This is a genomic window from Rhizobium sp. ERR 1071, from assembly GCF_007828675.1.
GTDB classification, from domain to species: Bacteria; Pseudomonadota; Alphaproteobacteria; order Rhizobiales; family Rhizobiaceae; genus Rhizobium; species Rhizobium dioscoreae.
This window is the reverse complement of the sequence record NZ_VITM01000003.1, coordinates 351,280-377,206: the sequence shown is the minus strand read 5'-3', so window position 1 is coordinate 377,206 and position 25,927 is coordinate 351,280. Positions and strand designations below refer to the sequence as shown.

The window sequence follows — 25,927 nt, the reverse complement described above, 5'->3', positions numbered from 1 at the left end:
AAACCGAGCCAACGGAGGACGCGCCATGCCGTCATTTCTGGAAATCACACCCGACAAGCTTAATCGTATTATCGGCACGCCCGGTTTGCCGACGATTATCGATGTCCGCAATGACGAGGATTTCGCCGCCGATCCCCGTCTTATTCCCGGCTCCATCCGCCGCGACTATCGAAGGGTAGCGGACTGGGCGAACGAACTGGCGGGACCTGCCATCATACTCTGCCAGAAAGGACAGAAACTCGCTCACGGAGTTGCTGCCCATCTGCGTGTCGTCGGAAAGGAGGCGGAGGTCCTTGAAGGTGGGTTCGAAGCGTGGCGCAGCGCGAAGTACATGTTGGTCGCCGAGGAAAAGCTGCCTCTCCGCGATGCCAAGGGGCGAACCGTATGGGTAACGAGGGCACGGCCGAAGATCGATCGCATCGCCTGCCCATGGCTGATCCGGCGCTTTATCGATCCGTCAGCGATCTTCCTGTTCGTTCCGGCAACCGAAGTTGCGCCTGTTGCCGATCGCTTCAAGGCAACACCATTCGATATCGAAGACGTCTTCTGGAGCCATCGTGGCGAGTTATGCACCTTCGATGTCATGATCGAGGAATTCGGTCTCGGCACTGAACCTCTCCTTCATCTTGCAACCATCGTTCGGGGAGCCGATACCGCCCGGCCCGAGCTCGCGCCTGAAGTGCCGGGGTTGCTTGCGGCCTCGCTTGGCCTTTCGCGAATGTTCAACGACGACCTGCAACAGCTGGAAGCCGGCATGACGCTCTATGATGCCTTCTATCGTTGGTGTCGTGACGCGACAGAAGAGACGCACAACTGGCCAAATCCAAGGAAGATATAACCGACTATGACCGATCTCGTAAAAAATACAGCCGAGCGATCAAGCGCGGCTGATCGGGACATCGTCCCCCTTCATGAGGCCGTCAAGGTCTGGACCCGCGTTGCCGCCTTGAGCTTCGGCGGGCCGGCGGGGCAGATCGCCGTCATGCACCGCATCGTCGTCGATGAGAAGAAATGGGTGGGAGAGCACAGGTTCCTTCATGCCCTGAACTACTGCATGTTGCTGCCAGGCCCCGAAGCGCATCAGCTCGCTATCTATATCGGCTGGCTGCTGAACAGGACGCTGGGTGGCATGATCGCCGGCATTCTATTCGTCCTGCCGGGCTTCATTGCAATCCTTGCGCTCAGTTATGTCTACGTCCTGTTCGGGAGCCTGACCTTTATCGAAGGGATGTTCTTCGGGCTCAAATGCGCCGTGCTGGCGGTCGTCGTCCAGGCGGTCTTTCGCATCGGGAGTCGAGCCCTCAAAAGCAGGGCTATGGTCGCTTTGGCCGCCGCTGCCTTTGTGGCGATCTTCTTCCTGCATGTTCCATTCCCCGTCATCATCGTTGGAGCCGGACTTATCGGCTACCTGGCCTCCCAGGCAGGGGTCGCGGCCTTTAGGATGGGCGGCGGACACAAGTCGGGCTCCGGGGCAATTCTGGAAGATAAGGACTCCGTTCTTGGCGAGGAGATCCCTTTGCACGCGCGACCGAACCTCGCCTGGTCTTTGAAGACGTCAGGTGCGCTGGCGGCCGCGTGGCTCATTCCAGTCGCGGCCCTGCTGGTTACGCTCGACCCCGATAACGTCTTTTCCAAAATCGGCATATTCTTCAGCGAGATGGCAGTTGTCACCTTTGGCGGCGCCTATGCCGTGCTGGCCTATGTCGCGCAGGAGGCCGTGCAGCAGCTGGGCTGGCTGCGGCCGGGCGAGATGCTCGATGGTTTAGGGATGGCGGAAACGACGCCTGGACCGCTGATCATGGTCACGCAGTTCGTTGGTTTCCTGGCAGGCTATCGTAATCCCGGCACCCTCAGCCCTCTTGCGGCAGCAACCTTTGCCGCGGTGCTGACAACATGGGTCACCTTCCTGCCGAGCTTCCTTTGGATTTTCGCAGGCGCGCCATTCATCGAGAAGATGCGCGGGAATGTCGCGCTGACCGGCGCCATGTCGGCAATAACGGCAGCGGTGGTGGGCGTCATCCTCAATCTCGCGATTTGGTTCGGGCTCCATGTGCTGTTCCGTGAGACCACGAGTTTCACCTATGGCTCCTGGGCGATGGATGTGCCCGTCCTGACGTCGCTTTCATTACCCTCGCTGGTGCTGACCCTGTTGGCAGCGATGGCCATTTTTCGCCTGAAGATGTCAGTAATATCGACCTTGTTGGCATCTGCCGCTTTGGGTGTTGGCTGGACTGTCCTCGTTTCCTGAAAGCCGAGCATTCGTCGCGTCGGTGGCCGGGAGTGAGAATTCGTGTTCTCCCGCGCATTTGCAGGGATCTCGTGACTAAGGCAGAATGCCGCTCCTTCGACCAGGCAGCGAATGGAGTGGTGCACCCATGCTGATCGGCTCCTGTCATTGCGGCAAGGCGGGCTGGACGCTTGAAGGCGATCCAGGCTCAATTACAGCCTGCAACTGCACGCTCTGCCGGCGTTACGGTGCGCTGTGGGCCTATGACTACGAAGAGGAGCGGGTCTCCGTCACGGGCCAGACTGCCTCCTATACCCGCGTCGGCAAGAACAAGCCCTCTCTCGAAATACTGTTCTGCCCGTCCTGCGCCTGCGTCGTGAGCTGGCGGGGCTTAAGGCTGCAAAAGGATGGCCGCCGGCGCATGGCGGTCAATGTTCGGCTGGCGCCGCCGGATCTCGTTGCCGACCTCCCGATCGATCATTTCGATGGGCTCGACACGTTTGAAGATCTTCCTTCCGACGGACGATGCGTGCGCGATCTTTGGTTTTGATGGCGAGCCGAGACTGTCTCAGTTTGCCAGCACCCGCGGCGAGGGGAAGGTGATCTCGACCAGCGTGCCCTCGTTCGGGGCGGAATTGATCGAGAAGGTCGCGCGGTTGGCATCGACCATCGCCTTGGTCAGTGGCAGGCCGAGGCCGGTGCCGTCGCCGCGCTTGCGGGAATTGGTGGACACCTGCCGGAACGGCTTCATGGCCTGCTCCAGCTCCGAGCGTGTCATGCCGACGCCGGTATCCCGGATGCGCATCACGACGCTGCCATTGCCCTCATACGCAGTCGACACGACGATCTGCCCGCCCGATGGCGTGAAGCGGATGGCATTGGAGAGAATGTTGAGCGCAATTTGCTTGATCGAGCGCAAATCGGCCACGACATTAGGCACAGCCTGAGAAAGTGCGGTGCGGATGATGACGCGCTGGCTGTTAGCCTGCGGTTGCACCAGCGACACCGCTTCGGTGATCGCTTCGTTCAGGCCGACCGATGCGAAATCCAAGTCCATCTCGCCGGCTTCAATCTTCGAGATGTCGAGAAGGTCGTTCACGATGTCCAGCACGTGGCGACCGGAGCGGCCGATATCGGTCGCATATTCGACATAGCGCGAATGGCCGATCGGCCCGAAACGCTCACCGGCCATCATGTCGGAAAAGCCGATGATGGCGTTGAGCGGCGTGCGGATTTCATGGCTGACGCGAGCCAGAAAGTCGGTCTTGTGCGCGTTGGCGGTTTCGGCGGCACGCTTGGCGTTGCGCAGCTCTTCTTCGGTGCGCTTCCATTGCGTGATGTCGCGGATGACGGCGCAGTAACCGTTCGAGGAATTCAGCCGACCCATGGTCATGAACAGCGGCACGAAACCGCCGGAAGCCTCGCGGCCGATCACTTCGCGGCCGTCGTTCAGCACGCTGGCGACGCCATGGCCCGAAAGGCCGCCGAGATAGTCGAGCACTGCCTTCTGGCTTTCATGCGCAAACAGCATGACGAAGGGTTTGCCGCGGGTCTCCTGGTCGTCATAGTTGAAGAGGGCGCTCGCCGAGCGGTTCATCGAGCGGATCTCGCCGTCCTGGCCGATGATGATCACGCCATCCGTCGCCGTTTCCAGCGTCGAGCGCAGTTCCTCGATCTCGACCTGCAGCTTCGCGACCTTTTCGAGGATGCGCTCCGGGCGAGCCTCTTCAGGAATTGGTTGTGGCGGCGGTGCTGGCGGCTCGCTTCTTTCCACCGGCATCAACGCCAGCATCAAGGCTGTGCCGTCTTCCCAACGGATCGACTGCAGCCGAGCCGTCACCGGCACCAGTGCATCGTCGGCGCGCACGACCATCATCGTGCCGGGCTGCTCGGTCTTGCCTTCGAGATCGTTGCGTTGCAGCAGCGCATCAAGTCCGCCGACCTGCTCGAGCTCATCAAGGCTGTCATAGCCGGTCAGCCGCAGGAATTCCGGATTGCCGTGGATCAGGCGATCCCCGGCGTGGATGAGGATCGCGAGCGGCAGCTGGTCGATGATGTCCGGCGACAGGCCGGTGCGCATCTTCACGCGCGGCGGAATCGCGTTGTTCAGGACATCCAGCGGGTCGAAATCCTCCTCCGGCTCGGCCGATGCCGGCGATGCTTCGGCTGCGGCTCCGTCAGCCGCTTTTGCGCTCTTATCATCCGCAGCCTCGACGAATGTCACAACTGGCGTCGCGACGTTCTCTTCCGCAATTGCCGCTGCTGGCGGCTGGTCATCGGCATGGCCGTGTCCGTCCGTTGTTTCGGATGCCTCGGAGAGGATTTCGTCGGCCGCATTCGGTTGTGGAGGAGTGTCTGTACCCTCCTCATGCTCATGCTGCCCGTCGTGAGGCTGCTCCGCTGGCGGTTCCGTGCGCTTGCCGAAAGGTTCGAGCTGTCGTGCGATTTCGCGGAAGGCTGCCTGTTCGCTCAGCGAAAGGGCAGTCTGCGTCAATGTCCGACGCTCGTGCAGACGAACGACCTTGTCCGACTCGCGACGGTTCGGCGTCTCGGAAATCCGCAGTGCCGGCGGTTCGTAATGCGAGATCGGGGCGGATTCTGCGCTATCCTGAGCCGGATTTTCAATCTCTTCCGTCGCTGGGGATAGTTCAGCTTCGGTAGCGGGTGATTGCTCGTTGGATGCAGTTTCCACTTCGGGGGGCAATTCGGCGATAGGCGCGGCGTCTCCAACTGCATGGGTGCCGAGGGTCATGCCGCGCTTCATCGGATCTTCGATGGCATCCGCCAGGCGGACGACGCCGAAGCCCCGGAAGCCATCGAATTCGCGGCTGCGGGTATAGGTCGGCAAAGCGGCGAGATCGACCGGCACGGTCAGGCTCGTGCCCTCCACCGGCCAGTAGATCGTGCGGCCGGACCATGTGTCGCGCCGCGCCAATAGTTCCGCGATCTTGCCGTCCGGATCGAGATTGAAGCGGCGGGCGACATCGGCAAAGGCCGTGCCGGCAATCTGGGCGGCATGCGGTCCCACGGCATCGGCAAATTCGCGGGAAACCTCGCTGAAATGGCCGGCGGCATCGATCTTCCAGACGAAACGGGTGGCGCGCCCGTTGTGCTTGAAGCTGAAACCTTCCGCAGGGGTGTTTTCAATATCGGTGCGGGTTTCCGGATTGGTGTGAGTTTCCGGCGGAGGCGGTTCCGCTGCCGTCTTTGTCTCTGAGGCGGCCTTATCTTCGCTATCCGGCACGGTTTCCGGCTGATGCTCATTGGCGTGAACTTCGGTCTCGGCAACTGCGCCGGGCGTGCCATCCGCATCGGCGGTCGCGTCCGTTCCGGTCTCACCGGAGCTTCCGTTGGCCGGGGTCGCCTCCGCTTGTTCGTCCTCGCGATATTCCGGCGTTTCGTCCAGCTCTTCGATGCCGGCTACCGCATCGATAACATCGCCGAAAGGTGCGGCCGGAGCAGCTTTCGGCTCCTCGTCCGGCGCCGCTGCCTCCAGCTCCTTACGGACTTCCTCCGCCTGCGGCTCGACGGCGGCAAGGCTGGTCTCCTCGGCAAGGCTTCCCGTCGGGTCGAGATGGCCAAGCACTGTTTCGACAACGAAGAGCAGGTGTAGGGCCGGAATTTCGGAGAGCTTGCCGATGGCGGCAGGCAGATAGCCACGTCCGGTCGGGATGGGCCGCTTGATCAGCCGGTCCGGCTGGGCGCCGGCCATGGTCGTCAGCATCCGTGCGGTCTGCGGCGTTACGCCGAGTGTTCTGAAGCCAGCAGAGGCGGTAACGATTTCGCCGTCGCGGCCGATGACGGCAATATGGGTATCAGGATCGTCGAACCCGTCGATCATGCGCTTGGCGCATTCGGCCGAGGAAAGCGGCTTCGAAGAGACCGGAGAGGAAAACAGCACAGCCTCTTCGCCGGCCTGAATGCGGATCAGCTCGACGGCGGCATTGACGACAGCCCGCTGGAAGCCGGAAGCCATGCGGATCAGGAATGTGCGCTGATCGCCGATAGTACCAAGGCCGCGCGCCGTCGCCTCGATCTGGCGGAACGAGACGTCGCCTGGCTTCGGTCCCTGTTCGACGAAATCGTAAATGACATCATAGCCGAAAAGGTTGGCGCCGGCGCCATTGGCCCAGAGCACGCGATCCATGCCGGTCGAGAACATGACCATGGCTTCACCGCGCGCGAAACGCTCCCGAACGCGCGGATGCACGGCAATGTCAATGAACGGATATTGAATTGCGGGCATTTTCCAACCTGTTTTGCGGGCGTGATCGCCTCTCGTGATTTAACAGTTTATTAATAACGGCGCCCCGCTTTTCGGTCCAGCGAGCGGCCCATTTTTCGGCCGGAAAGGTTAACGTATTGTGCGACGCACAAATATGTTGCACTGCACAATATTTTATATTATATACCCCTCACACAAGTTCACGACGGGCGCCTCAGGGAGGGCCCTTTTAGGAGCGTAATCATGGCTACTGTAAAGAAAGACGACGTTTTTTCAACGGCTGCATTCGATCCGTCCAAGTTCTCCGAATCCTTCCGCGATTTCGCGGAAAAGGGTGCTGCCCAGTCCAAGGAAGCCTTTGCCAAGCTGAAGGCTGCCACCGAGGAAGCCGGCAAGACGGTTGAGGCAACCGTGCAGACCGCACAGGCCGGCTCGGTCGAAATCGGCCTCAAGGCCATCGACGTTCTGCGCACCAATGCCGAAAGCTCGCTGGCTCACATGGAAGCCCTGCTTCGCGTCAAGTCCGTTGCAGAACTCTTCGAACTTCAGACCGCCTTCATCCGCAAGCAGGCCGAAGTCACCGTCGAGCAGGCCAAGTCCATTCAGGACACCACCAAGAAGGTTGCCGAAAAGCTGGCAAAGCCCGCCAAGGACGCCGCTGAAAAGGCAATGGCCTCCTTCAAGGCCTGATCATTTCCAATAAGCCTCCCAAGGCATGAATGTCCCGTTCCCAGGTGAAAACCCTGGGGCGGGACTTTTCATTTGCAGCTCAAGCCGGCTTGGCCGATATCCGGCCCAGCATCATCATTTGGATATCTGCAAAGCTTTTTTATATTGCGGGGAGATAGGACTTGAAATAATTTCAAAGTCCTCGTATGTGACCCCCGTTGACGCGGCAACGCGATCATGTGCGGTTGTAGCTCAGTTGGTTAGAGCGCAGGTTTGTGGCACCTGAGGTCAGTGGTTCGACCCCACTCAACCGTACCATTCTCTCCCGATCCATCCTTTACAAGATACCGACGCCTTTAGCCTTGTGGGATTATTTCTTGTCTTCAGGCTTCTTGGACACGTGACCTGGCGATATCGGATCGCTTGCCGGAAAAGTCTCTTCCAGCGCTTCCTCCAGATAATCGTCCTGTTCCTTGTGCTTTTTCTCGTCCAGTTTCTGCTGCTTCTTGTCGCTCATCGTCCTGGCTCCCTGATCTCTGTCTAAAATACTAGGCTTCGTCCGGCCTTTGTCCAGCGGCGAGGGACGAACGGGGAGGAGTGCCGGACCCGCCCACGCCACAAATGCGGGCCGCATGCCGAAATATCTTGGAACCGTCCGCATTGCTGGTCGTTGTGTCCATATCGGCAACGAGACGAAAGGAGCGGACATGTCTGTACCGAACGAGCCGATCCCCGAGACGCCTCCGATGCCCGAACCCGGCTGGACACCGAAGCCGCCTGTCGAGGAGCCGGATCCGGACAGGCTGCCGGATGAAGTTCCCGTTCCCAATCCGGATGAGAATGAGGAACCGCCGAAGCATGCGGAAACTCAGCCGCCGCATGCGCCGTCATGGTGGTGTAGCTTGATGCCGTGACCTCTGCCTGCGAGCAGGAAGCGCGTCTATCGGCATCATTTTACAGGAAGATCCGCCGCTCCTCGCTGACAAGCTCCTGCAGGAAGTCCGCGACGGTGCGCACACGCACCAGGTCGCGGGCACTTTCATGGTAGGTCGTCCAATAGGCACGCTTAATGGAGATATCGGGCAGGATGCGCGTCAGCTCCGGAAACTGCCTGGCGATGTAATCATGCAGGATGCCGATGCCGGCGCCGGAGCGCACCGCTTCCGTTTGGCCAATCGCTGTGGATATCTCGAAGGAGGCGTCCCAACTGCGCATGATCTCGCCGGAAAAATTGAGCGAAGCCGTAAAGATCAGGTCTTCGACATAGCCCACGCGCGGATGCAGCTTTAGTGCTTCCACGCTGTCGGGCAATCCGGCCTGTTCCAGATAGGCTTTGGAAGCATAGAGCCCGAGCGTGTAATCCGTCAGCTTCGATGAGACCAGGCGACCTTGCTCGGGACGTTCGAGCGTGATGGCGATATCGGCCTCGCGCTGCGACAGCGAGAAAGAGCGGGGAACAGGCACAAGCTGGATACGCAGCTCCGGATAACGGGCGATCAGCCGCCCGAGCCGCGGCGCGAGAAAGGAAACGCCGAAGCCATCAGGCGCGCCGATGCGCACCGTCCCGGTGATCGCGCTGTCGAGGTGGCCGACGCTCGCCTGCGCGCGCAGCATCTCCGTTTCCATGCGCTCCGCCGCGTGCAGGAAGATCTCGCCTTCGGCGGTCAGATCGCAGCCATTGGTGCGGCGCACGAGCAACCGCGTCTTCAAGCGCTCTTCCAGCGTCGTCACGCGACGGGAGAGGGTGGCGTGGTTGACGCCGAGCCGTTTCGAAGCGGCCAGGATTTGGCCCGTGCGGGCCACAGCCAGAAACATCCGGACATCATCCCAATCCATTCACACACCCTCTCTTGCACAAGAAGGACTTCAATTTCTGCACAGCGGTTGCTTATAGCAGCTCATTGATTTGTGCAAATTGAAGTGCCATCCTGTCATCATCCAAGAAAACGAGGAGGCACATCCATGCGTGAGATCGGTCATTTCATCGGCGGCAAGCACGTCGCCGGTACGAGCGGACGTACGAGCAACGTCTACAATCCGGCAACCGGCGAAGTGCAGGCAACCGTCGCGCTCGCCAGCGTCGAGGAACTGCGCGCAGCCGTCGAAAATGCCAAGGCCGCTCAGCCGAAATGGGCCGCCACCAACCCGCAGCGTCGCGCCCGCGTCTTCTTCAAATTCGTCGAGCTTCTGAACCAGAACATGGACGAGCTGGCGACGCTTCTTTCCAAGGAGCACGGCAAGACGGTCGAGGATTCCAAGGGCGATATCGTCCGCGGCCTCGAAGTCTGCGAATTCGTCTGCGGCATTCCGCATCTGCAGAAGGGTGAGTTTACCGAAGGCGCCGGCCCGGCGATCGACATGTATTCCATCCGCCAAGCTGTCGGCGTCGGCGCCGGCATCACGCCGTTCAACTTTCCGGCCATGATCCCGATGTGGATGTTCGCCCCGGCCATCGCCTGCGGTAACGCCTTCATCCTGAAGCCGTCCGAGCGCGATCCGTCCGTGCCGCTCCGCCTGGCCGAACTGATGATCGAAGCCGGCCTGCCTGCCGGCATCCTCAACGTCGTCAACGGCGACAAGGCCGCCGTCGACGCCATCCTGACCGATCCGGATATCGCTGCCGTTTCCTTCGTCGGCTCCACGCCGATCGCCCGCTACGTCTATGGCACGGCCGCGATGAACGGCAAGCGCGCCCAGTGCTTCGGCGGCGCCAAGAACCACATGATCATCATGCCCGACGCGGATATGGACCAGGCCGTCAACGCCCTGATGGGCGCCGGCTACGGCTCTGCCGGCGAACGCTGCATGGCGGTCTCTGTAGCAGTTCCGGTCGGCGAAGAGACCGCTAACCGTCTCGTCGAGAAGCTGGTGCCGAAGATCGAATCCCTGCGCATCGGCCCCTATACCGATGACAAGGCAGACATGGGCCCGCTCGTCACCAAGGATGCCTATAACCGCGTCAACGGCCTAATCGATCGCGGTGTCGAGGAAGGCGCCAAGTTGGTCGTCGACGGTCGCGGCTTCAAGCTGCAGGGCTATGAGGACGGCTATTTTGTCGGCGGCACGCTGTTCGATCACGTCAAGCCGGACATGGATATCTACAAGACCGAGATCTTCGGACCGGTTCTCTCGGTCGTTCGCGCCAAGAACTACGAAGAAGCGCTCGATCTGCCGATGAAGCACGAATACGGCAACGGCGTCGCCATCTACACCCGCGACGGCGATGCTGCCCGCGATTTCGCCTCGCGCATCAATATCGGCATGATTGGCGTCAACGTTCCAATCCCGGTTCCGCTCGCCTACCACTCCTTCGGCGGCTGGAAGGCATCGAGCTTCGGCGATCTCAACCAGCACGGCACGGATTCGATTAAGTTCTGGACGCGCACCAAGACGATCACTGCCCGCTGGCCGTCGGGCATCAAGGACGGTGCGGAATTCGTGATGCCGACGATGAAGTAAGCATCGCAATCACCGGCTCGTATCAGCCGTCGTCCGGTATTTTCGGGCGGCGGCTTTTTTATTGCGTTTGTTTTCGATGGAGTCATCTTGTCAGGGCCGCTGTTTTCATCTAGAACAAAACAAGAACAACGGGAGGGCTGAGCGATGGCCATGACCTATCAGATCGACTATCTCGAATTTCCGTCGAAAGATGGCCTGAAGACCCGCCGCTTCTTCGAGGAAGCCTTCGACTGGAGCTTCGTCAGCTATGGGCCGACCTACCATGTCATCGAGGCGGCCGGAATAGATGCCGGCATTGACGGAGATGCGGGGGAGGCGGCCGGCACGCCTTTGCCCGTCGTGCGCACCACCGATCTGGAGGCCGCACAGCGCGCCGTCGAATTTGCCGGCGGCGTCATCACCCGTCCGGCTTTCGATTTTCCGGGCGGCCGTCGGTTTCATTTCCGCGAGCCGGGCGGCTGCGAAATGGCGGTCTGGATTTCCGTGCCATGAGCTTCGGGGCATCGCCGATTGGAGGTCGGCAGGGGCTGGAGGGCAGGCTTTCTAAATAAGCTGAATATGAATTTCATATTTTGGAATTGTTCAAAACTAAGAAAGCCACTATATACGGGGTCAGCCCCTAAGCAGCCTTGATTCCAGGAGATCGGCATGCGCTTGACCAAGCAGACCAATTACGCCGTGCGCATGCTGATGTATTGCGCCGCCAATGAAGGCCATCTCAGCCGCATCCCGGAGATCGCCAAGGCATACAGCGTGTCCGAGCTGTTCCTCTTCAAGATCCTGCAGCCGCTGACCAAGGCAGGTCTCGTTGAAACTGTGCGTGGCCGCAATGGCGGTGTGCGGCTTGCGAAGCCGGCGACCGATATCAGCCTGTTCGACGTTGTCCGCGTCACCGAGGACAGTTTCGCCATGGCGGAGTGCTTCGAGGATGGGGTGGTGGAATGCCCGCTAGTCGATAGCTGCGGCCTCAACTCGGCGTTGCGCAAGGCGCTCAATGCTTTCTTCGACGTTCTGACCGAATATTCCATCGACGACCTCGTCAAGGCCCGCCCGCAGATCAACTTCCTGCTCGGCCTCACCGACAAAGATCACAAGGCGATTGCGAAGAAGCCGGTGGTCGCGGCCCCGGCCGCCTAATCGGTTATCCGAAGTTCGGTCATGTTTTGGTCCGCAGTTACCGCCGGTAGCTGCGGATTTTCGTTTGTATTGCCTCCTATCCGGGCAATAGGCCGTTGGCGGATGGAAAGAGGAAAACGGCAAATCATTCTGAATCAACCAAAAGCACGTAATTTTTTGCCAGAAAATTACCAATTCAAAGGTTTTTTCGCCCAAAAATTTCCAAACTATAGAAATTGGAAAAATTTTAGGCGGCGCTTGTTGCTTTCAAACTTAAAATAAAGTTCCATCGGCGCGATCCGGATGGGAACCTCTGGTGGTGTCCACGGCTTCAAAAGAATAACAAATCTGGGAAACGATATCATGAAAAAGATTTCTGTCCTGCTGGCAGTGACAGCCTTGGCTTCGGTCATGGCGACGTCCGCCTGGTCGAAAACGCTTGTCTATTGCTCGGAAGGTTCGCCGGAAGGTTTCGATCCCGGCATCTATACCGCCGGCACCACATTTGATGCTTCCTCGCGCACGGTTTATAGCCGTCTTGTCGAATTCAAGCACGGCAGCACCGAGATCGAACCCGGCCTCGCCGAAAGCTGGACCGTTTCCCCCGACGGCAAGGAATACACCTTCAAGCTTCGCAAGGGCGTGAAGTTCCAGACGACCGATTTCTTCACGCCGACGCGTGACCTCAATGCCGACGACGTCATCTTCTCGATCGGCCGTCAGCTCGGTACGGACAATCCGTGGGCCAAGTATGTTGCCGGCGGTTCCTATGAATATGCCGACGGCATGGGCTTCCCCAAGCTCATCAAGTCGATCGACAAGGTTGATGACCTCACCGTCAAGTTCGTTCTGAACCGTCCGGAAGCTCCGTTCCTCGCCGACCTCGCCATGGACTTCGCCTCGATCCTGTCGAAGGAATATGCAGACAAGCTGCAGGCCGACAAGAAGATGGAGCAGATGAACCAGCAGCCGCTCGGCACCGGCGCGTTCACCTTCGTCGCGTACCAGCCGGATGCCGTCATCCGCTACAAGGCGAACGAAACCTACTTCAAGGGCAAGGAGAAGATCGACGATCTCGTCTTCGCGATTACGCCGGATGCATCCGTCCGCGCGCAGAAGCTGAAGTCCGGCGAATGCAACCTCATGCCTTACCCGAACGCCGCCGACATCAAGGATCTGAAGGCTGACAAGAACCTCAAGGTTCTCGAACAGGCCGGCCTGAACGTTTCCTACCTCGCCTACAACACGCTCGTTGCGCCGTTCGACAAGGTCGAAGTTCGCAAGGCGATCAACATGGCCGTCAACAAACAGGCCATCGTCGACGCCGTCTTCCAGGGTTCCGGCAAGGTTGCGACCAACCCGATCCCGCCGACCATGTGGTCCTACAACAAGGACGTGAAGGACGACGCCTACAATCCGGACGAAGCCAAGAAGCTGCTTGAAAAGGCTGGCGTCAAGGATCTGAGCATGAAGATCTGGGCAATGCCGGTTTCGCGTCCGTACATGCTGAACGCCCGCCGTGCCGCCGAACTTATGCAGGCAGACCTCGCCAAGATCGGCGTCAAGGTCGAGATCGTCACCTACGACTGGGCTCAGTACCTGAAGCTCTCCTCCGCCAAGGACCGCGACGGTGCGGCCATCCTCGGCTGGACCGGTGACAACGGCGATCCGGATAACTTCCTTGACACGCTTCTCGGCTGCGATGCCGTCGGCGGCAACAACCGCGCGCAGTGGTGCAACAAGGAATTCGACGATCTCGTGAAGAAGGCCAAGCAGACAGCCGACGTCAAGGAGCGCACCAAGCTCTACGAACAGGCTCAGGTCGTCTTCAAGCGCGAAGCTCCCTGGATGACCATCGACCATTCCGAAGAGTTCATCCCGATGACGAAGAATGTCTCCGGTTACTTCCAGGATCCGGTCGGCGTTCACCGCTTCGATGGCGTCGATATCGCCGAATAACGAAAAATCTGTGAGAATGCCCGGCTAAGACCGGGCGACCCGGCGGTCAGACACCCTGTCTGACCGCCGGAAAAATTTGGACATCTGCCATGTTGCGATTTCTTCTCAGCCGGCTAGCGGTGCTGATCCCGACATTTCTCGGCGTATCGATCGTCGCCTTCTCCTTCATCCGCCTGCTTCCTGGCGATCCTGTCATGCTGCTGTCGGGCGAACGCGTCATGTCGCCGGAACGCCATGCGCAGATCACCCACGATCTCGGTTACGACCAGCCGATGATCGTCCAGTACGGCCGATATATCTGGAATGCTCTTCACGGCGACCTCGGCACCTCGATCACGACAAAGCGTGACGTGCTGACCGATTTCCTGACCTTCTTCCCGGCAACGCTCGAATTGTCGATCTGCGCCATGATCCTTGCGATCTGTCTTGGCATTCCGGCCGGCGTTTTCGCCGCCGTCAAGCGCGGCACATGGTTCGATCAAAGCGTCATGGGTGTGGCTCTTGTCGGCTATTCCATGCCGATCTTCTGGTGGGGCCTGCTGCTGATCATCGTCTTCAACGGCTATTTGCACTGGACGCCGGTTTCCGGCCGCATCGGCCTCATCTATTTCTTCAAGCCGATCACCGGCTTCATGCTGATCGATAGCCTCCTCTCCGGTCAGAAGGGCGCCTTCTGGTCCGCTTTGAATTCGCTGATCCTGCCGACCATCGTGCTCGGCACCATTCCGCTGGCCGTCATTGCGCGCCAGACGCGCTCAGCCATGCTGGAAGTGCTGGGCGAGGATTATGTGCGCACGGCGCGCTCCAAGGGGCTCTCACCGCTGCGCGTCGTTTCCGTGCATGCGTTGCGAAATGCGATGATCCCCGTCGTCACCACGATCGGCCTGCAGGTCGGTGTGCTGCTTGGCGGCGCCATCCTGACGGAAAGCATCTTCTCCTGGCCAGGCATCGGCAAATGGATGATCGACGCCGTCTTCAAGCGCGATTATCCGGTGGTGCAGGGTGGCCTGTTGCTGATCGCTGGCATCGTCATGCTCGTCAATCTTGCTGTCGACCTGCTCTACGGCTTCGTCAACCCACGCATTCGTCACTAGGAGCGGCCCCATGAGCACGGTTAGCGTCAAAACGGTTAGTGTCAAATCCGACCGTCCTTCCGCTCTTGCGGAGTTCTGGTATTATTTCTCTCGCAACAAAGGCGCCGTCATCGGCCTTGCGATCTTCCTCTTCGTCCTGTTTCTGGCAATCTTTGCCGGCGTCGTGGCGCCTCACAATCCCGATGCCGCTTACGGCAGCGACATGCAGCGCCTGCCGCCAGCTTGGGCGGAGGGCAGCAACAGCAGTTTCCTGCTCGGCACCGATGCCAATGGTCGCGATCTCCTGTCGCGCCTCATCTACGGCACGCGCTTCTCGCTGTTTATCGGCCTCGTCGTTGCCTCGCTTTCGGCGATCGCCGGCATCTTGATAGGCCTTGTCGCCGGCTACGCCCGTGGCCGCATCGATACGATCATAATGCGCATCATGGACATCATTCTTGCCATCCCGTCATTGCTGCTTGCCCTGGTGCTGGTGGCAATCCTCGGACCGGGCCTGACCAATGCGATGATCGCGATCTCCATCGTCAACCAGCCGCATTTCGTTCGTCTGACCCGCGCTTCCGTCATGGCTGAGCGCGACAAGGAATATGTCATCGCCTCGCGTGTTGCCGGCGCCGGTCCTCTGCGGCTGATGTTCAAGACGATCCTGCCGAATTGCCTCGGTCCGCTGATCGTGCAGGCGACGCTTGCCTTTTCGGCCGCCATTCTCGATGCCGCAGCCCTCGGCTTTCTCGGTCAAGGCGCCCAGCCGCCGACGCCGGAATGGGGCACGATGCTCGCCGACTCGCGCGAATTCTTCCAGAGCAACCCTTGGCTCGTTACTTTCCCCGGTCTCTGCATCCTGATCACGGTGCTCGCCATCAATCTGATGGGCGACGGCCTGCGCGATGCGTTCGACCCGAAGCTGAAGAGGTCGTAATGGCACTCCTCGATATTGAAAACCTATCCGTTGAATTCCAGACCTCGTCCGGCCTGTTCCGGGCGGTCGATGGTGTTTCGCTCACCTGCGACAAGGGAGAAATCCTCTCGATCGTCGGCGAATCCGGTTCCGGCAAATCCGTCTCCATGCTTGCCATGATGGGCCTTCTGCCCTGGACGGCGAAGATCACCGCCGACCGCATGATGTTCGATGGCAAGGATCTGCGCGGCATCTCCTCGCGCCAGCGCCGTAAGATCATCGGCAAGGACATGGCAATGATCTTCCAGGAACCCATGTCGAGCCTCAATCCGTGCTTCACGGTCGGCTTCCAGCTCGGCGAGACACTGCGCATCCACATGGGCCTCGACCGTAAAGCGCGCCGCCAGCGTTCGATCGAACTGCTGAATCTCGTTGGCATTCCAGCTCCCGAGGATCGTCTGTCGAACTTTCCGCATCAGATGTCTGGTGGCATGAGCCAGCGCGTCATGATCGCCATGGCGCTCGCCTGCAATCCGAAGCTTCTGATCGCCGATGAGCCCACGACCGCGCTCGACGTGACGATCCAGGCGCAGATCCTCGATCTGCTCGTGCGCCTGCAGCGGGAGCAGGGCATGGCGCTCGTGCTCATCACCCACGACATGGGTGTGGTTGCGGAAACCGCCGAGCGCGTGCAGGTGCAATATGCCGGCCAGAAGGTCGAGGAGCAGCCGGTCAAGGCTCTGTTCCGCGATCCGCATCATCCCTACACGGCAGCCCTTCTCTCGGCTCTGCCGGAGCGTGCCGAAGTCGGCGAGCGCCTGCCATCGATCGCCGGCGTCGTTCCCGGCCAGCACGATCGTCCCAGGGGCTGTCTCTTTGCGCCGCGCTGCTCCTTTGCAACGCCGGAATGCGACAAGGGCGTCAAGCGTCAGGGGCCTGAACTGGGCGTAGCCCTATGCAATTATCCGCTGCAACATGGCAAGCCGCTCGGCCACCCCGGGATTGCCGCCACGCAAAAAGCAGGAGGTGCCGCATGACCGGCGCTGTTCTCGAAGGGCGCGATCTCGCCCGTTTCTACACCGTCAAGCGCGGCACCTTCAAACCGGAAGCGACCGTCAAGGCGCTGAACGGTGTCAGCTTCAGCCTGCAGTCGGGCCGCACGCTCGCTGTCGTCGGCGAATCCGGCTGCGGTAAGTCGACGCTCGCTCGCCTGGTGACGATGATCGAAAATCCGACGGCCGGCGAATTGCTGATCGACGGCAAGCCCGCCAGGCTCGGCGATCGCAGCCTGCGCAGCGCCGTGCAGATCGTGTTTCAGAACCCCTATGGCTCGCTGAACCCGCGTCAGAAGGTCGGCTCCATCCTGGAAGAGCCACTGAAGATCAACACGGATGATGATGCCGCGACGCGCCGCCGCAAGGTGGAGGAGATGATGGCGCGCGTCGGTCTGCGCCCGGAACACTACGATCGTTATCCGCATATGTTCTCGGGCGGCCAGCGCCAGCGCATCGCCATCGCACGCGCCCTGATGCTGCGGCCGAAGGTGCTGGTGCTCGATGAGCCGGTGTCCGCACTCGATCTGTCGATTCAGGCGCAGGTCCTGAACTTGCTGATGGACCTGCAGAAAGAGATGGGCCTTGCCTACCTCTTTATCTCGCATGGCCTTTCCGTCGTCCGTCACATCGCAGACGACGTGATGGTTATGTATCTCGGACGCCCGGTGGAAACCGGCACGGCGGAAGAGGTCTTCACCCGGCCGCGCCATCCCTATACTGCCGCCCTTCTGTCGGCGACGCCGATCGCCGATCCGGATCGCGAAAAGAACCGCATCCGCCTTCAGGGCGAATTGCCGTCGCCGCTCAATCCGCCGAAGGGCTGCCACTTCAATCCGCGCTGCTGGCGTGCCCAAGACAAGTGCCGGCAGGTCGAACCGGAACTCGCGGGCGAGGGAACGCATAAATTTTCCTGTTTCTTTCCGCTGGATTGATCCAAGTTGTGAGTCGGGCACGGCTGGCGAGACCGGTCGTGCCCCGTTCAAGTCAATCATTCCGGACAGGCCTTATGCGCGATAATCAAGACGTTCCCCTTGCCATCATCGTCATGGGTGTGAGCGGCAGTGGCAAATCCTCAATCGGTGAGGGTGTCGCGGCCAAGCTTGGCATCCATTTTATCGAAGGCGACGCGCTGCATCCGGCCGCCAATGTCGAGAAGATGAGCAAGGGCATCCCCCTGACGGACGAGGATCGTTGGCCCTGGCTCGAAAAGATCGGTCAGGAAATATCGGCAAGCCTTGCAAAAAACGAGGGCGTTGTCGTTACCTGCTCGGCGCTCAAGCGTGTCTATCGCGAACGCCTGCGGGCGTCTGCCGGCGGCCATCTCTATTTCATCTATCTCGAAGGCTCGAAGGAACTGCTGACGAAGCGCATGGGCGAGCGCAAGGGGCATTTCATGCCGGCGTCACTGCTCGAAAGTCAGCTGCAGACTTTGGAAGTGCCGACCGGCGAGCCCGGCGTCGTGACCGTCGACATCGACGCGACGATCGAGGAGATCGTCGAGGCCTCCGTCAAAAGTCTCAAGGCTATTCTCTAAAAAAGGCTCAGGGCGCGAATCGGCTAGGAGCATAAGCCGAAATATCGATGAACGGCTTCTCACCGGTGATGAGTTCGGCGAGCACGCGGCCGGTCACCGGGCCGAGCGTCAATCCATGATGCGCATGGCCGAAGGCGAACCATAGGCCATTGTGGCGCGGCGCCTTGCCGATAATCGGCATCATGTCGGGCGTACAGGGGCGCGCGCCCATCCAGGGTTCCGGATCGAGCCGTTCGCCGAGCGGAAAGGTGGTGCGGGCGACGGCCTCCGCGCGATCGAGCTGGACCGGCGTCTTCGGAGCATCGCGCAGGGCGAATTCGGCGCCGGTCGTCAGCCGGATGCCCCGGCTCATCGGCGCCAGCAGATAGCCACGCTCGGCATCCAGCATCCAGTTGTTGAGGATGGCATTGCCCTCGGCGGCGTAATGCATGTGGTAGCCGCGCTTGACGCCGAGCGGGAAAGCATAGCCGAAGCGTTTCGTGACGATATCAGCCCAGGGGCCGAGTGCGACGACGACATCCTCCGCCTCGATCGATCCCTCCGCCGTCACCATTCTCCAGGCCGAACCTGCCATGCCGAGCGAAACCGCGTCTCCGGTCGTCACACGGCCGCCAATGCTTTCGAAATATCGCCGATAGGCGGCCGTCAATCCGTGCGGGTCCAGCACCGACCAGGGATCGCGCCAGCGAAGTGCTCCGGCAAAGCTGCCTCTCAGATGCGGCTCGGCACTTGCGATCTCTGCGCTGTTCAGCGCGTCATAGCCGATGCCGAATTCGCGGCTGAGGCGCTCCGCTTCGGCAAACTCGGCATCCCGCTTCTCGTTCGAGCGGAAGAGCTCCATCCAGCCATTCTTGCGAATGAGCTCCTCGGCATGCGAGGCTTGGATGAGATCGTTGTGTTCGCTGACGGAATGTTCGATGAGCGGCGCATAGGCGCGCGAAATCATCTCATGGCGCTTGGTATTGGAGTTCCACCAATAGCGGGCAAGAAAGGCGATCTGCGCCGGCAGCGCGCGCAGATGGTAATGCGCGTCGATGCGGTTATTGAAGGCATAGCGCAGCAGCAGGCCGAACTGCTGGGGGAAGCCATAGGGCACCACGCCCTCGCGCTGGATGAGGCCGGCATTGCCGAAGGACGTTCCCTGACCCGGTGGCTGGCGATCGACGAGGACGACTTGCCGTCCCCGCCGCTGCAGATGGATTGCCGTCGAAACCCCGACGATACCAGCACCGAGAACGATTGCGTCCTTTGTCATCTTACCCTGCTATCCGCATGCTCATCGCATTGCGCCCGGTCGCTCCGCATTGCCTGACCGCGCTCTAAGCATCGAAAATGCCTGCCAAATTTCAGTGGCGCAATTGAAAAATGCGGATCAGCTTGCAGTCTGTCGCAGGCAGGCGTTTTCGGCGCGGATGCGGATCGCAAGAATGATGCCGTTGAGCAGAGAAAAGATCGCGGCATAAAGCGGCATGCCGAAAGCGAGCGGCAAGACGGCGATCTCGCCGACGACAACGGCATAGTTCGGATGGCTGAGGAAGCGATAGGGTCCTTTGGTCACCAGCGCCGCGCGGGGCAGGATGATGATGCGTGTCGTCCAACGATCCTTGAGTGTCACCAGCACCCAGAGACGCAGTCCCTGCAGCACCATGAAGAGCACAAACCAGGCGGGATCGACCGACCGGCCGATGGCGAGCAACCACAATCCTATCAGCCATGTCGTATGCATCGCCACCATGAAGGGATAATGCTCCGGCGCATGTTCCCGAGCGCCGCGGGCAAGGAGCGCCGCGGTATTGTGCCTGGCATAGACGAGCTCTGCCAGCCGCTGCAGCGTCACGAAGGTCAGAAGCGCGATCGATGGCCACAGCATCATGCAACCCTCCTCAGGGTAATGCAGCTTGCCGAAAATCCCGGCCCCATGGCGAGTAGGGCGGAACGCTCCGGCAATCCGGCCGCAATCACCCGCTCCAGCACGAACAGCACGGTGGGAGAGGACATGTTGCCATAGTCGCCGATCACCTCGCGCTCGATATCGAGCGAACCTTCTTCAAGGCCGAGCGACTTCTCGAGGGCCGACAACACCTTGGCGCCGCCGGGATGGCAAATGAAGCGGTCGACATCGGAGATCAAAAGCCTGGATCGCTCCAGAATCCCGGCAACCGCGCGCCTCAGATGCGTTTCGGCGAAGACCGGCAGTGATTGTTCGAGGATGATGCCAAAACCGGTATCGTCGATCTTCCAGCCCATGATGCCGAGGCTGTCGGGGAAAAGATGTTCGCCTGTCGTTTCGATTTCCGCAATGCCGCCTTCGCCGGCTCGCAGCACACAGGCTGCTGCTCCATCGCCGAACAGCGCGGTGGCTATAATGTTGGGCCGTGTCAGTTCGTCTAGGCGGAAGGCGAGCGAGCAGAGCTCGATCGCGACGAAGAGCACGACGGCGCCCGGCCGGCTTCTTGCCATCTTCGTCGCAACGGCAAGGCCGGATACGCCGGCAGCACAGCCGAGCCCGAAGATCGGCACGCGCTCGATATCCAGGCGGAAGCCCATCTCGCTCGCAAGCCGTGCCTCGAGGCTCGGCGTCGCAAGCCCTGTGGACGAAGCCGTGACGATGCAGTCGACCTCTCTGGCCTCGAGACCGGCCCGCTGTAGCGCTGCTGTTGCGGAGCGGCGGAAAAGTTCGGAGGCCTCGTCCGCATAGGCGGCCATGCGGTCCTGCCAGCCATGCGGCTGTTCGAACCAGGAAAGCGGCCGCGCCAGATGGCGCTGGCGAATGCCGGTGCTCTCGAACACGCGGGCGAGATATTTGAAATCCTGAAAACGGTCCGAGAACAGACGGCCCGCCGTCTCGGCGGCTTCGGTCTGGAGGATGATGTTGTCGGGCGTTGCGACGGCAAGGCTTAGAAGTTTGACGGTATCGGTCACGAGTTTCTCCTGTGCCCTTGAGGGGCATGTCGGCTGAAACACGCGATAGCGGTGGTCTATTCGATGCCAGAGCAGTCACGAAACAGTGACGGCGTCTCGACATAGGATGCGTCGAAAAAATTCTCGGGTCGTTCGAATAAAATATGCAGACGGTGTGTTCTCCCCTCGCAACGTTCATTTTGCCAAGGAGACATTCCATGACGACCAAAGCATTTCGCCTGGCTTCCATCGCCCTCGGTGCAGGCCTGACCCTCGGCGCTTTCGCCGTTCCCGTCTTCGCCGCCGGCGACGATTCCAGCACGACGCCGACCTGCAAGAAGGGCGAGATCTACGATCAGAAGGCGAAGAAGTGCGTCAAGCAGCAGAGCGCCAATGTCACCGACGAAAACCGCGCCGACTACGCCTATTCGCTCGCCAAGAAGGATCATCGTTACGAGGAAGCCCTGGCGGTTCTCGACACGATGAAGAACCCGAATACGGCAGAAGCGCTGAACTATCGCGGCTATGTTACCCGCAAGCTCGGCCGCACTGACGAAGGCATTTCCTATTACCAGAAGTCCGTCGCCATGGATCCGAAGTACACGCTGGTTCGTGAATATCTCGGCGAAGCCTACGTCATCAAGGGTCAGATGGACCTCGCCAAGGATCAGCTGAACACGATCAAGACGCTCTGCGGCAATACGAGCTGCGAGGAGTATCGCGATCTCCACGCCGCGATCATGAATCCGTCCAGCCTGTGATCGCAGGTCCGGGTCAGTGATAAAGACGGCAAGCAGGGAGCCTTGCGAGAGATATGGGAGTGATGCCGGTCGCTCGTGGTGCTATTTCTGCTTATAGTCTGACAGCAACGGAGCCGCCGAAAAGGTCGGCGGTTTCCGGACCTGCGAATGCCGCGGAGGATGTCATAGCGAGCGAAGAGGATATCAGGGCAGGCCTGTCCCAGCATCTGACGCGGTTGTGGCGCTACGGCGTGGTGCTGTCGCGCCAGCGCGACGTGGCGGATGATCTCGTGCAGGCGACCTGCGTCAGAGCTTTGGAGCGGGCGGCGCAGTTTACCGCCGGCACGAGGCTCGACCGCTGGCTGTTTGCCATCCTTCATTCGATCTGGCTGAACGAGGTCCGTTCGCGCCGTGTGCGTATGGGGCAGGGCTTCGTCGATGCCGACGAGACGCTCGTATTTGACGGCGCACAGGAAACCGAAACGCGTGTTCTCGCCGGGCAGGTCTTGCAGCGCGTGCAGGCATTGCCGGAAGCACAGCGCACTGCCGTGTTCCTGGCCTATGTCGAGGGGCTTTCCTATCGTGAAGTGGCTGAAATTCTCGATGTGCCGATCGGAACCGTCATGAGCCGATTGGCGGCAGCGCGGGCGAAGCTCGCTGATGGCATGGGGGTGGCGGCTGACGGAAATGCATCCGGAGGTGGGCGACTGGGGAATGGAAATGAGTGAATTGAACAAAGGACCGACGGTTACGGACGAACAGCTCACCGCCTTCATCGATGGCGAGCTGGATGCTGCCGACCGCGATAGGATCGAGGGGCTAATCGCCAGCGACGAGCACGTGGCGGAGCGTTTCGATTTTTTGTCGCGCAGCACGCTGCCCTTTTCTGAAGCGTTTCAGCCGATGCTCGCCAAGGCGCCGGCTGCGAAGCTGGATGCCATGCTTGCCGCCATTCCCTCGTCAAAGGAAAGCAAGGTCCGCGCCGCTGGCATTGGCCGCCGCGGTTTCCTGGCCGCAATGGCTGCGAGTTTCGTAGCCGCCATCGCCATCGACCGCGCTGTGATCGGCATCGGCCGTAAGCTTTCGAAGCCGGACGAGGATGCCGAATGGCGTGCCGTCGTGGCGGAATATCTTTCGCTCTATACGGCGGATACGCTGAGTGCTCCGGCCGGAGACCATGCGCAGCAGGTCGCGCAGTTGAATGAGGTCGGTGCCAAGTTGGATTTGCCGCTGGCGCCCGAGGCGATTGCCATGCCGGGCATAGAGTTCAAGCGTGCTCAGATCCTGAATTATGACAGCAAGCCACTCGCCCAGATCGCCTATCTCGATCCGGAAAGCGGCCCGATGGCACTCTGCATCGTTCGGTCCACCAGGGGTATGGCCGCGCCGGACATGGAAAATCGTCGCGGCATGAATGTCGTCTATTGGTCGAGCGCCACACACGCCTTCATGCTGATCGGTCACGCGCCGATCGATCGGATGCAGCAACTTGCAGCTGATGTCAGGGCGCACCTCATCGCCTGAGGGCTGTTTCCGGTGCGACTAAAATGGCGTGATTCAAAAAGAATTTGGCGAAAACCCATCCTGCTGGTATTCTTTGCCCAACGAAAATCGAACGAGCGCCAGCAGCATGCCCCCAAGGCCTTGCGCGGTGCGGTGGAAAAGATACGTGAGTGACCCCGAAAGCGGCCTAGCGCCGCAGGCAGACGGGGCGCCGGCAGCAGAGCGCAGGAAGGGTAAATCCTCCCGGCGCGCGAAGCGTAAGCGCGGTCATGGCCGCCCGAACGCTCATTCTGCGGAGGCTAGCCAGGCAGGTAAGTCCAGCCAGGTGGCGCAGCGCCCAGCAGAGGATGAGGCCGGCTCGCCGGCTAGAAAGCGCAAGCGCCGCCGCCGTGCACGCGGCGCAGCCCAGGGTGGCGCGCAGCCTTCTTCGTCAACACAGCAGTTTTCATCACAGGCGGAGCATCGCGCTTCGACTGAGCATGGCCATCCCTCCTCGCATAAGAGCGGCAAGAATCGGCGCAAGCATCGCAGCAAGCGCGGCCTGCAGGGTCGGCCTCTCGTGCATGAGAAGACGGCGCAGATCGTCGCTCCAGCGAATACGCAGGCGAATGTCCACGCTCCGACCCACGACGATCACCGTCAGAACCGGCAGCCTCAGCCGCGACGTGAAGGCCAGGGGCAGCACCATTATGCCGAGGCTGATTCCCGTCCGCTCGATCTCTATGCCGCTCTCGATCTCGGCACCAACAATTGCCGTCTGCTGATCGCGCAGCCGACACGTCCGGGTCAGTTCCGAGTGGTTGATGCATTTTCCCGCATCGTGCGTCTTGGCGAAGGGCTCGGCGCCAGTGGCCGTCTCTCCAGCGATGCCATGGACCGCGCCGTGGAAGCGCTGCGCATCTGCGCGGCCAAGCTGAAGACCCGCGAGATCCGGCGCATGCGGCTGATCGCGACCGAGGCCTGCCGCGCCGCTGACAACGGCGAAGCGTTTCTAGCAAGGGTGACCGAAGAGACCGGATTGCAGCTCGAAATCATCGACCGCGAAACCGAGGCGCGGCTTGCCGTTTCCGGTTGCTCGTCGCTCGTGGGACCGGAGGCGCGCTCGGTCGTGCTGTTCGATATTGGCGGCGGCTCTTCGGAAATTGCCGTTATCCGCATCGGCGAGAATCGCTCCAGCCGGCTGGCCAATCACATCACCCATTGGACTTCGCTGCCGGTCGGTGTCGTCACCCTCTCGGAACGGCATGGCGGGCGCGATGTAACGCCGGAGCTGTTCGAGACGATGGTGTGTGAGGTTCAGCGCATGCTCGAGCGTTTCGATTGCCCGCCGGTTCATGGCGCCGCACGTGACAGCGGCGACTTCCACTTGATCGGGACTTCAGGCACGGTGACAACGCTTGCAGGCGTCCATCTTGATCTGCCGCGCTACGATCGGCGCCGGGTCGATGGCGTCTGGCTGTCGGATGATGAAGTGAGTGCGATGCAGGCGAAGCTCCTGTCCTGGGATTTTGCCGGCCGCGCCGCCAATCCCTGCATCGGGCCGGATCGTGCCGATCTGGTGCTGGCGGGTTGCGCCATTCTAGAGGCGATCCGCCGCCGCTGGCCGAGCCCGCGCATGCGCGTTGCTGATCGCGGCCTGCGCGAGGGACTGCTGACCGACATGATGGCAGACGACGGCGTTTGGCGGCGAGGCCGCTCGCGCCGGGGTCATCGACCGAGGGATATGAAGGGGCCGCAGACGTGACCAAGCCAACCATCGCCGGCAACCGCACGGGCCGCAAGCTCGGCCAGCGCGTCAAGAAAAAGAAGCTGAAGGCCTCGTCGCGGCAATGGCTGCAGCGCCATATCAACGATCCCTATGTGCAGCGCGCCCAGCTGGAAGGCTATCGTGCCCGCGCCGCTTTCAAGCTGCTGGAGATCGACGAGAAGCATCAGATCCTCAAGGGCGCGCGACGCATCATCGATCTGGGTGCCGCTCCGGGCAGCTGGTCACAGATCGCCGCCAAGGTGACCGACTCGACCGAGGAGGATATCCGCGTCGCCGCCATCGATTTCCTCGAAATGGCGCCGATACCCGGCGTCAGTATCCTGCAGCTCGATTTCCTCGATCCGGCAGCGCCGCAGCGGCTGATCGATGCCGTCGGCGGCACACCGGATCTCGTGATATCCGATATGGCGGCGCCGACGACGGGCCATCACCGCACCGACCATCTGCGCACGATGCATCTTTGCGAAGTGGCTGCGCATTTCGCCGTCGAGGTGCTGGCCGAAGGTGGCCATTTCCTTGCCAAGACCTTCCAGGGGGGTACCGAGCGTGACCTCTTGACCTTCCTGAAGCAGAATTTCCGTCAGGTCATCCATGTGAAGCCCGGCGCATCCAGAGCCGAGTCGGTGGAAATGTTCCTGCTGGCGAAGGGTTTCAAGGGCCGGAAGCCGGAAGGCGAGACAGAAGAGGCGGAAGCCGCCGCCGTGCGTTAAGTTCGGCGGCTCTCGATCCATGAATCGGCGAGATCTCGATTACGCTACGGCGTTGCCCAAGCGTAGGGA

At 60.8% G+C, this 25,927-nt stretch carries 25 protein-coding genes and 1 tRNA gene; 20 read left to right on the top strand and 6 right to left on the bottom strand.

Annotation, left to right across the window (positions count from 1 at the left end):
* Nucleotides 1-25: 25 nt before the first annotated feature.
* The 3 genes from FBZ99_RS11950 to FBZ99_RS11940 all read left to right on the top strand — a co-directional run bounded on the left by FBZ99_RS11950 (nt 26) and on the right by FBZ99_RS11940 (nt 2,777).
* Complete coding sequence (locus FBZ99_RS11950; RefSeq protein WP_145633264.1) at nt 26-838, top strand: chromate resistance protein ChrB domain-containing protein; 813 nt, start codon at nt 26-28, stop codon at nt 836-838.
* 6 nt (nt 839-844) lie between these two features.
* Nucleotides 845-2,248: a chromate efflux transporter gene (chrA, locus tag FBZ99_RS11945; protein WP_145633262.1), complete on the top strand. Its 1,404-nt coding sequence runs from the start codon at nt 845-847 to the stop codon at nt 2,246-2,248.
* 127 nt (nt 2,249-2,375) lie between these two features.
* Nucleotides 2,376-2,777: a GFA family protein gene (locus FBZ99_RS11940; protein ID WP_145633260.1), complete on the top strand. Its 402-nt coding sequence runs from the start codon at nt 2,376-2,378 to the stop codon at nt 2,775-2,777.
* An 18-nt stretch (nt 2,778-2,795) separates the two neighbouring features.
* On the opposite strand, the gene FBZ99_RS11935 is transcribed toward FBZ99_RS11940, so the two are convergent.
* Nucleotides 2,796-6,473: an ATP-binding protein gene (locus tag FBZ99_RS11935; RefSeq protein ID WP_145633258.1), complete on the bottom strand. Its 3,678-nt coding sequence runs from the start codon at nt 6,471-6,473 to the stop codon at nt 2,796-2,798.
* 222 nt (nt 6,474-6,695) lie between these two features.
* Here FBZ99_RS11935 and FBZ99_RS11930 point away from each other — a divergent pair, with 222 nt between their 5' ends.
* Both FBZ99_RS11930 and FBZ99_RS11925 read left to right on the top strand, forming a co-directional pair.
* Entirely contained in the window at nt 6,696-7,142 is a 447-nt protein-coding gene (locus tag FBZ99_RS11930) for a phasin (RefSeq protein WP_069612335.1), read from the top strand.
* Between the two features lie 220 nt (nt 7,143-7,362).
* A tRNA-His gene (locus FBZ99_RS11925) sits at nt 7,363-7,439 on the top strand.
* 52 nt (nt 7,440-7,491) lie between these two features.
* Here FBZ99_RS11925 and FBZ99_RS33090 read toward each other — a convergent pair.
* Complete coding sequence (locus FBZ99_RS33090) at nt 7,492-7,638, bottom strand: hypothetical protein (RefSeq protein WP_167078186.1); 147 nt, start codon at nt 7,636-7,638, stop codon at nt 7,492-7,494.
* A gap of 190 nt (nt 7,639-7,828) precedes the next feature.
* Here FBZ99_RS33090 and FBZ99_RS11920 point away from each other — a divergent pair, with 190 nt between their 5' ends.
* Entirely contained in the window at nt 7,829-8,035 is a 207-nt protein-coding gene (locus FBZ99_RS11920; RefSeq protein ID WP_145322533.1) for a hypothetical protein, read from the top strand.
* 40 nt (nt 8,036-8,075) lie between these two features.
* Here FBZ99_RS11920 and FBZ99_RS11915 read toward each other — a convergent pair whose 3' ends face one another.
* Nucleotides 8,076-8,957 carry a LysR family transcriptional regulator gene (locus FBZ99_RS11915; RefSeq protein WP_113330102.1) on the bottom strand — a complete coding sequence of 294 codons (882 nt, stop codon included), beginning with the start codon at nt 8,955-8,957 and terminating at the stop codon, nt 8,076-8,078.
* Nucleotides 8,958-9,083: 126 nt separating this feature from the next.
* On the opposite strand from FBZ99_RS11915, the gene FBZ99_RS11910 reads away from it, so the two are divergent.
* The 9 genes from FBZ99_RS11910 (at nt 9,084) to FBZ99_RS11870 (ending at nt 18,236) form a co-directional block, all read left to right on the top strand.
* On the top strand, nt 9,084-10,580 hold the full coding sequence (locus tag FBZ99_RS11910; protein ID WP_113330103.1) for a CoA-acylating methylmalonate-semialdehyde dehydrogenase: 1,497 nt from the start codon (nt 9,084-9,086) through the stop codon (nt 10,578-10,580).
* A 144-nt stretch (nt 10,581-10,724) separates the two neighbouring features.
* Complete coding sequence (locus FBZ99_RS11905) at nt 10,725-11,072, top strand: VOC family protein (protein ID WP_106996675.1); 348 nt, start codon at nt 10,725-10,727, stop codon at nt 11,070-11,072.
* A gap of 156 nt (nt 11,073-11,228) precedes the next feature.
* Complete coding sequence (gene rirA, locus FBZ99_RS11900; RefSeq protein ID WP_113330105.1) at nt 11,229-11,717, top strand: iron-responsive transcriptional regulator RirA; 489 nt, start codon at nt 11,229-11,231, stop codon at nt 11,715-11,717.
* A 342-nt stretch (nt 11,718-12,059) separates the two neighbouring features.
* Complete coding sequence (locus tag FBZ99_RS11895; RefSeq protein WP_113330106.1) at nt 12,060-13,655, top strand: ABC transporter substrate-binding protein; 1,596 nt, start codon at nt 12,060-12,062, stop codon at nt 13,653-13,655.
* An 89-nt stretch (nt 13,656-13,744) separates the two neighbouring features.
* Nucleotides 13,745-14,749: an ABC transporter permease subunit gene (locus FBZ99_RS11890; RefSeq protein ID WP_145633256.1), complete on the top strand. Its 1,005-nt coding sequence runs from the start codon at nt 13,745-13,747 to the stop codon at nt 14,747-14,749.
* 10 nt (nt 14,750-14,759) lie between these two features.
* Nucleotides 14,760-15,668, top strand: a complete 909-nt coding sequence (locus FBZ99_RS11885; protein WP_113330107.1) for an ABC transporter permease subunit — start codon at nt 14,760-14,762, stop codon at nt 15,666-15,668.
* On the top strand, nt 15,668-16,684 hold the full coding sequence (locus FBZ99_RS11880; RefSeq protein WP_145633254.1) for an ABC transporter ATP-binding protein: 1,017 nt from the start codon (nt 15,668-15,670) through the stop codon (nt 16,682-16,684). The genes FBZ99_RS11885 and FBZ99_RS11880 overlap by 1 nt, the downstream gene beginning before the upstream one ends.
* Nucleotides 16,681-17,634: a peptide ABC transporter ATP-binding protein gene (locus FBZ99_RS11875; RefSeq protein WP_145322539.1), complete on the top strand. Its 954-nt coding sequence runs from the start codon at nt 16,681-16,683 to the stop codon at nt 17,632-17,634. The genes FBZ99_RS11880 and FBZ99_RS11875 overlap by 4 nt, the downstream gene beginning before the upstream one ends.
* Before the next feature lie 74 nt (nt 17,635-17,708).
* Complete coding sequence (locus FBZ99_RS11870) at nt 17,709-18,236, top strand: gluconokinase (RefSeq protein ID WP_145633251.1); 528 nt, start codon at nt 17,709-17,711, stop codon at nt 18,234-18,236.
* 7 nt (nt 18,237-18,243) lie between these two features.
* On the opposite strand, the gene FBZ99_RS11865 is transcribed toward FBZ99_RS11870, so the two are convergent.
* The 3 genes from FBZ99_RS11865 to FBZ99_RS11855 form a co-directional block, all read right to left on the bottom strand.
* Nucleotides 18,244-19,491 carry an NAD(P)/FAD-dependent oxidoreductase gene (locus FBZ99_RS11865; protein ID WP_145633249.1) on the bottom strand — a complete coding sequence of 416 codons (1,248 nt, stop codon included), beginning with the start codon at nt 19,489-19,491 and terminating at the stop codon, nt 18,244-18,246.
* A 117-nt stretch (nt 19,492-19,608) separates the two neighbouring features.
* Nucleotides 19,609-20,106, bottom strand: coding sequence for an isoprenylcysteine carboxyl methyltransferase family protein (locus FBZ99_RS11860; protein WP_113353801.1), 498 nt, complete (start codon nt 20,104-20,106; stop codon nt 19,609-19,611).
* The gene (locus FBZ99_RS11855) at nt 20,106-21,158 is read right to left on the bottom strand and encodes a type III polyketide synthase (protein ID WP_145633247.1); all 1,053 of its coding nucleotides are present in this window, start codon (nt 21,156-21,158) and stop codon (nt 20,106-20,108) included. The genes FBZ99_RS11860 and FBZ99_RS11855 overlap by 1 nt, the downstream gene beginning before the upstream one ends.
* A 197-nt stretch (nt 21,159-21,355) precedes the next feature.
* Between FBZ99_RS11855 and FBZ99_RS11850 the strand changes: the two genes are divergently transcribed.
* From FBZ99_RS11850 to FBZ99_RS11830, 5 genes are all read left to right on the top strand, one after another.
* Nucleotides 21,356-21,898 carry a tetratricopeptide repeat protein gene (locus FBZ99_RS11850; RefSeq protein ID WP_069612348.1) on the top strand — a complete coding sequence of 181 codons (543 nt, stop codon included), beginning with the start codon at nt 21,356-21,358 and terminating at the stop codon, nt 21,896-21,898.
* 62 nt (nt 21,899-21,960) lie between these two features.
* Nucleotides 21,961-22,605, top strand: coding sequence for an RNA polymerase sigma factor (locus FBZ99_RS11845; protein ID WP_113330114.1), 645 nt, complete (start codon nt 21,961-21,963; stop codon nt 22,603-22,605).
* Complete coding sequence (locus tag FBZ99_RS11840; RefSeq protein ID WP_113354069.1) at nt 22,598-23,401, top strand: anti-sigma factor family protein; 804 nt, start codon at nt 22,598-22,600, stop codon at nt 23,399-23,401. The genes FBZ99_RS11845 and FBZ99_RS11840 overlap by 8 nt, the downstream gene beginning before the upstream one ends.
* A gap of 145 nt (nt 23,402-23,546) precedes the next feature.
* The gene (locus tag FBZ99_RS11835; protein WP_113330115.1) at nt 23,547-25,124 is read left to right on the top strand and encodes a Ppx/GppA phosphatase family protein; all 1,578 of its coding nucleotides are present in this window, start codon (nt 23,547-23,549) and stop codon (nt 25,122-25,124) included.
* On the top strand, nt 25,121-25,858 hold the full coding sequence (locus tag FBZ99_RS11830) for an RlmE family RNA methyltransferase (RefSeq protein WP_113353803.1): 738 nt from the start codon (nt 25,121-25,123) through the stop codon (nt 25,856-25,858). Before FBZ99_RS11835 ends, FBZ99_RS11830 begins: the two co-directional genes overlap by 4 nt.
* Nucleotides 25,859-25,927: the final 69 nt, after the last annotated feature.

Coding starts and splice junctions, on each gene's coding strand:
- FBZ99_RS11950 (WP_145633264.1), top strand. CDS start 26: ATGCCGTCATTTCTGGAAATCACACCCGACAAGCTTAATCGTATTATC.
- chrA (WP_145633262.1), top strand. CDS start 845: ATGACCGATCTCGTAAAAAATACAGCCGAGCGATCAAGCGCGGCTGAT.
- FBZ99_RS11940 (WP_145633260.1), top strand. CDS start 2,376: ATGCTGATCGGCTCCTGTCATTGCGGCAAGGCGGGCTGGACGCTTGAA.
- FBZ99_RS11935 (WP_145633258.1), bottom strand. CDS start 6,473: ATGCCCGCAATTCAATATCCGTTCATTGACATTGCCGTGCATCCGCGC.
- FBZ99_RS11930 (WP_069612335.1), top strand. CDS start 6,696: ATGGCTACTGTAAAGAAAGACGACGTTTTTTCAACGGCTGCATTCGAT.
- FBZ99_RS33090 (WP_167078186.1), bottom strand. CDS start 7,638: ATGAGCGACAAGAAGCAGCAGAAACTGGACGAGAAAAAGCACAAGGAA.
- FBZ99_RS11920 (WP_145322533.1), top strand. CDS start 7,829: ATGTCTGTACCGAACGAGCCGATCCCCGAGACGCCTCCGATGCCCGAA.
- FBZ99_RS11915 (WP_113330102.1), bottom strand. CDS start 8,957: ATGGATTGGGATGATGTCCGGATGTTTCTGGCTGTGGCCCGCACGGGC.
- FBZ99_RS11910 (WP_113330103.1), top strand. CDS start 9,084: ATGCGTGAGATCGGTCATTTCATCGGCGGCAAGCACGTCGCCGGTACG.
- FBZ99_RS11905 (WP_106996675.1), top strand. CDS start 10,725: ATGGCCATGACCTATCAGATCGACTATCTCGAATTTCCGTCGAAAGAT.
- rirA (WP_113330105.1), top strand. CDS start 11,229: ATGCGCTTGACCAAGCAGACCAATTACGCCGTGCGCATGCTGATGTAT.
- FBZ99_RS11895 (WP_113330106.1), top strand. CDS start 12,060: ATGAAAAAGATTTCTGTCCTGCTGGCAGTGACAGCCTTGGCTTCGGTC.
- FBZ99_RS11890 (WP_145633256.1), top strand. CDS start 13,745: ATGTTGCGATTTCTTCTCAGCCGGCTAGCGGTGCTGATCCCGACATTT.
- FBZ99_RS11885 (WP_113330107.1), top strand. CDS start 14,760: ATGAGCACGGTTAGCGTCAAAACGGTTAGTGTCAAATCCGACCGTCCT.
- FBZ99_RS11880 (WP_145633254.1), top strand. CDS start 15,668: ATGGCACTCCTCGATATTGAAAACCTATCCGTTGAATTCCAGACCTCG.
- FBZ99_RS11875 (WP_145322539.1), top strand. CDS start 16,681: ATGACCGGCGCTGTTCTCGAAGGGCGCGATCTCGCCCGTTTCTACACC.
- FBZ99_RS11870 (WP_145633251.1), top strand. CDS start 17,709: ATGCGCGATAATCAAGACGTTCCCCTTGCCATCATCGTCATGGGTGTG.
- FBZ99_RS11865 (WP_145633249.1), bottom strand. CDS start 19,491: ATGACAAAGGACGCAATCGTTCTCGGTGCTGGTATCGTCGGGGTTTCG.
- FBZ99_RS11860 (WP_113353801.1), bottom strand. CDS start 20,106: ATGCTGTGGCCATCGATCGCGCTTCTGACCTTCGTGACGCTGCAGCGG.
- FBZ99_RS11850 (WP_069612348.1), top strand. CDS start 21,356: ATGACGACCAAAGCATTTCGCCTGGCTTCCATCGCCCTCGGTGCAGGC.
- FBZ99_RS11845 (WP_113330114.1), top strand. CDS start 21,961: ATGCCGGTCGCTCGTGGTGCTATTTCTGCTTATAGTCTGACAGCAACG.
- FBZ99_RS11840 (WP_113354069.1), top strand. CDS start 22,598: ATGAGTGAATTGAACAAAGGACCGACGGTTACGGACGAACAGCTCACC.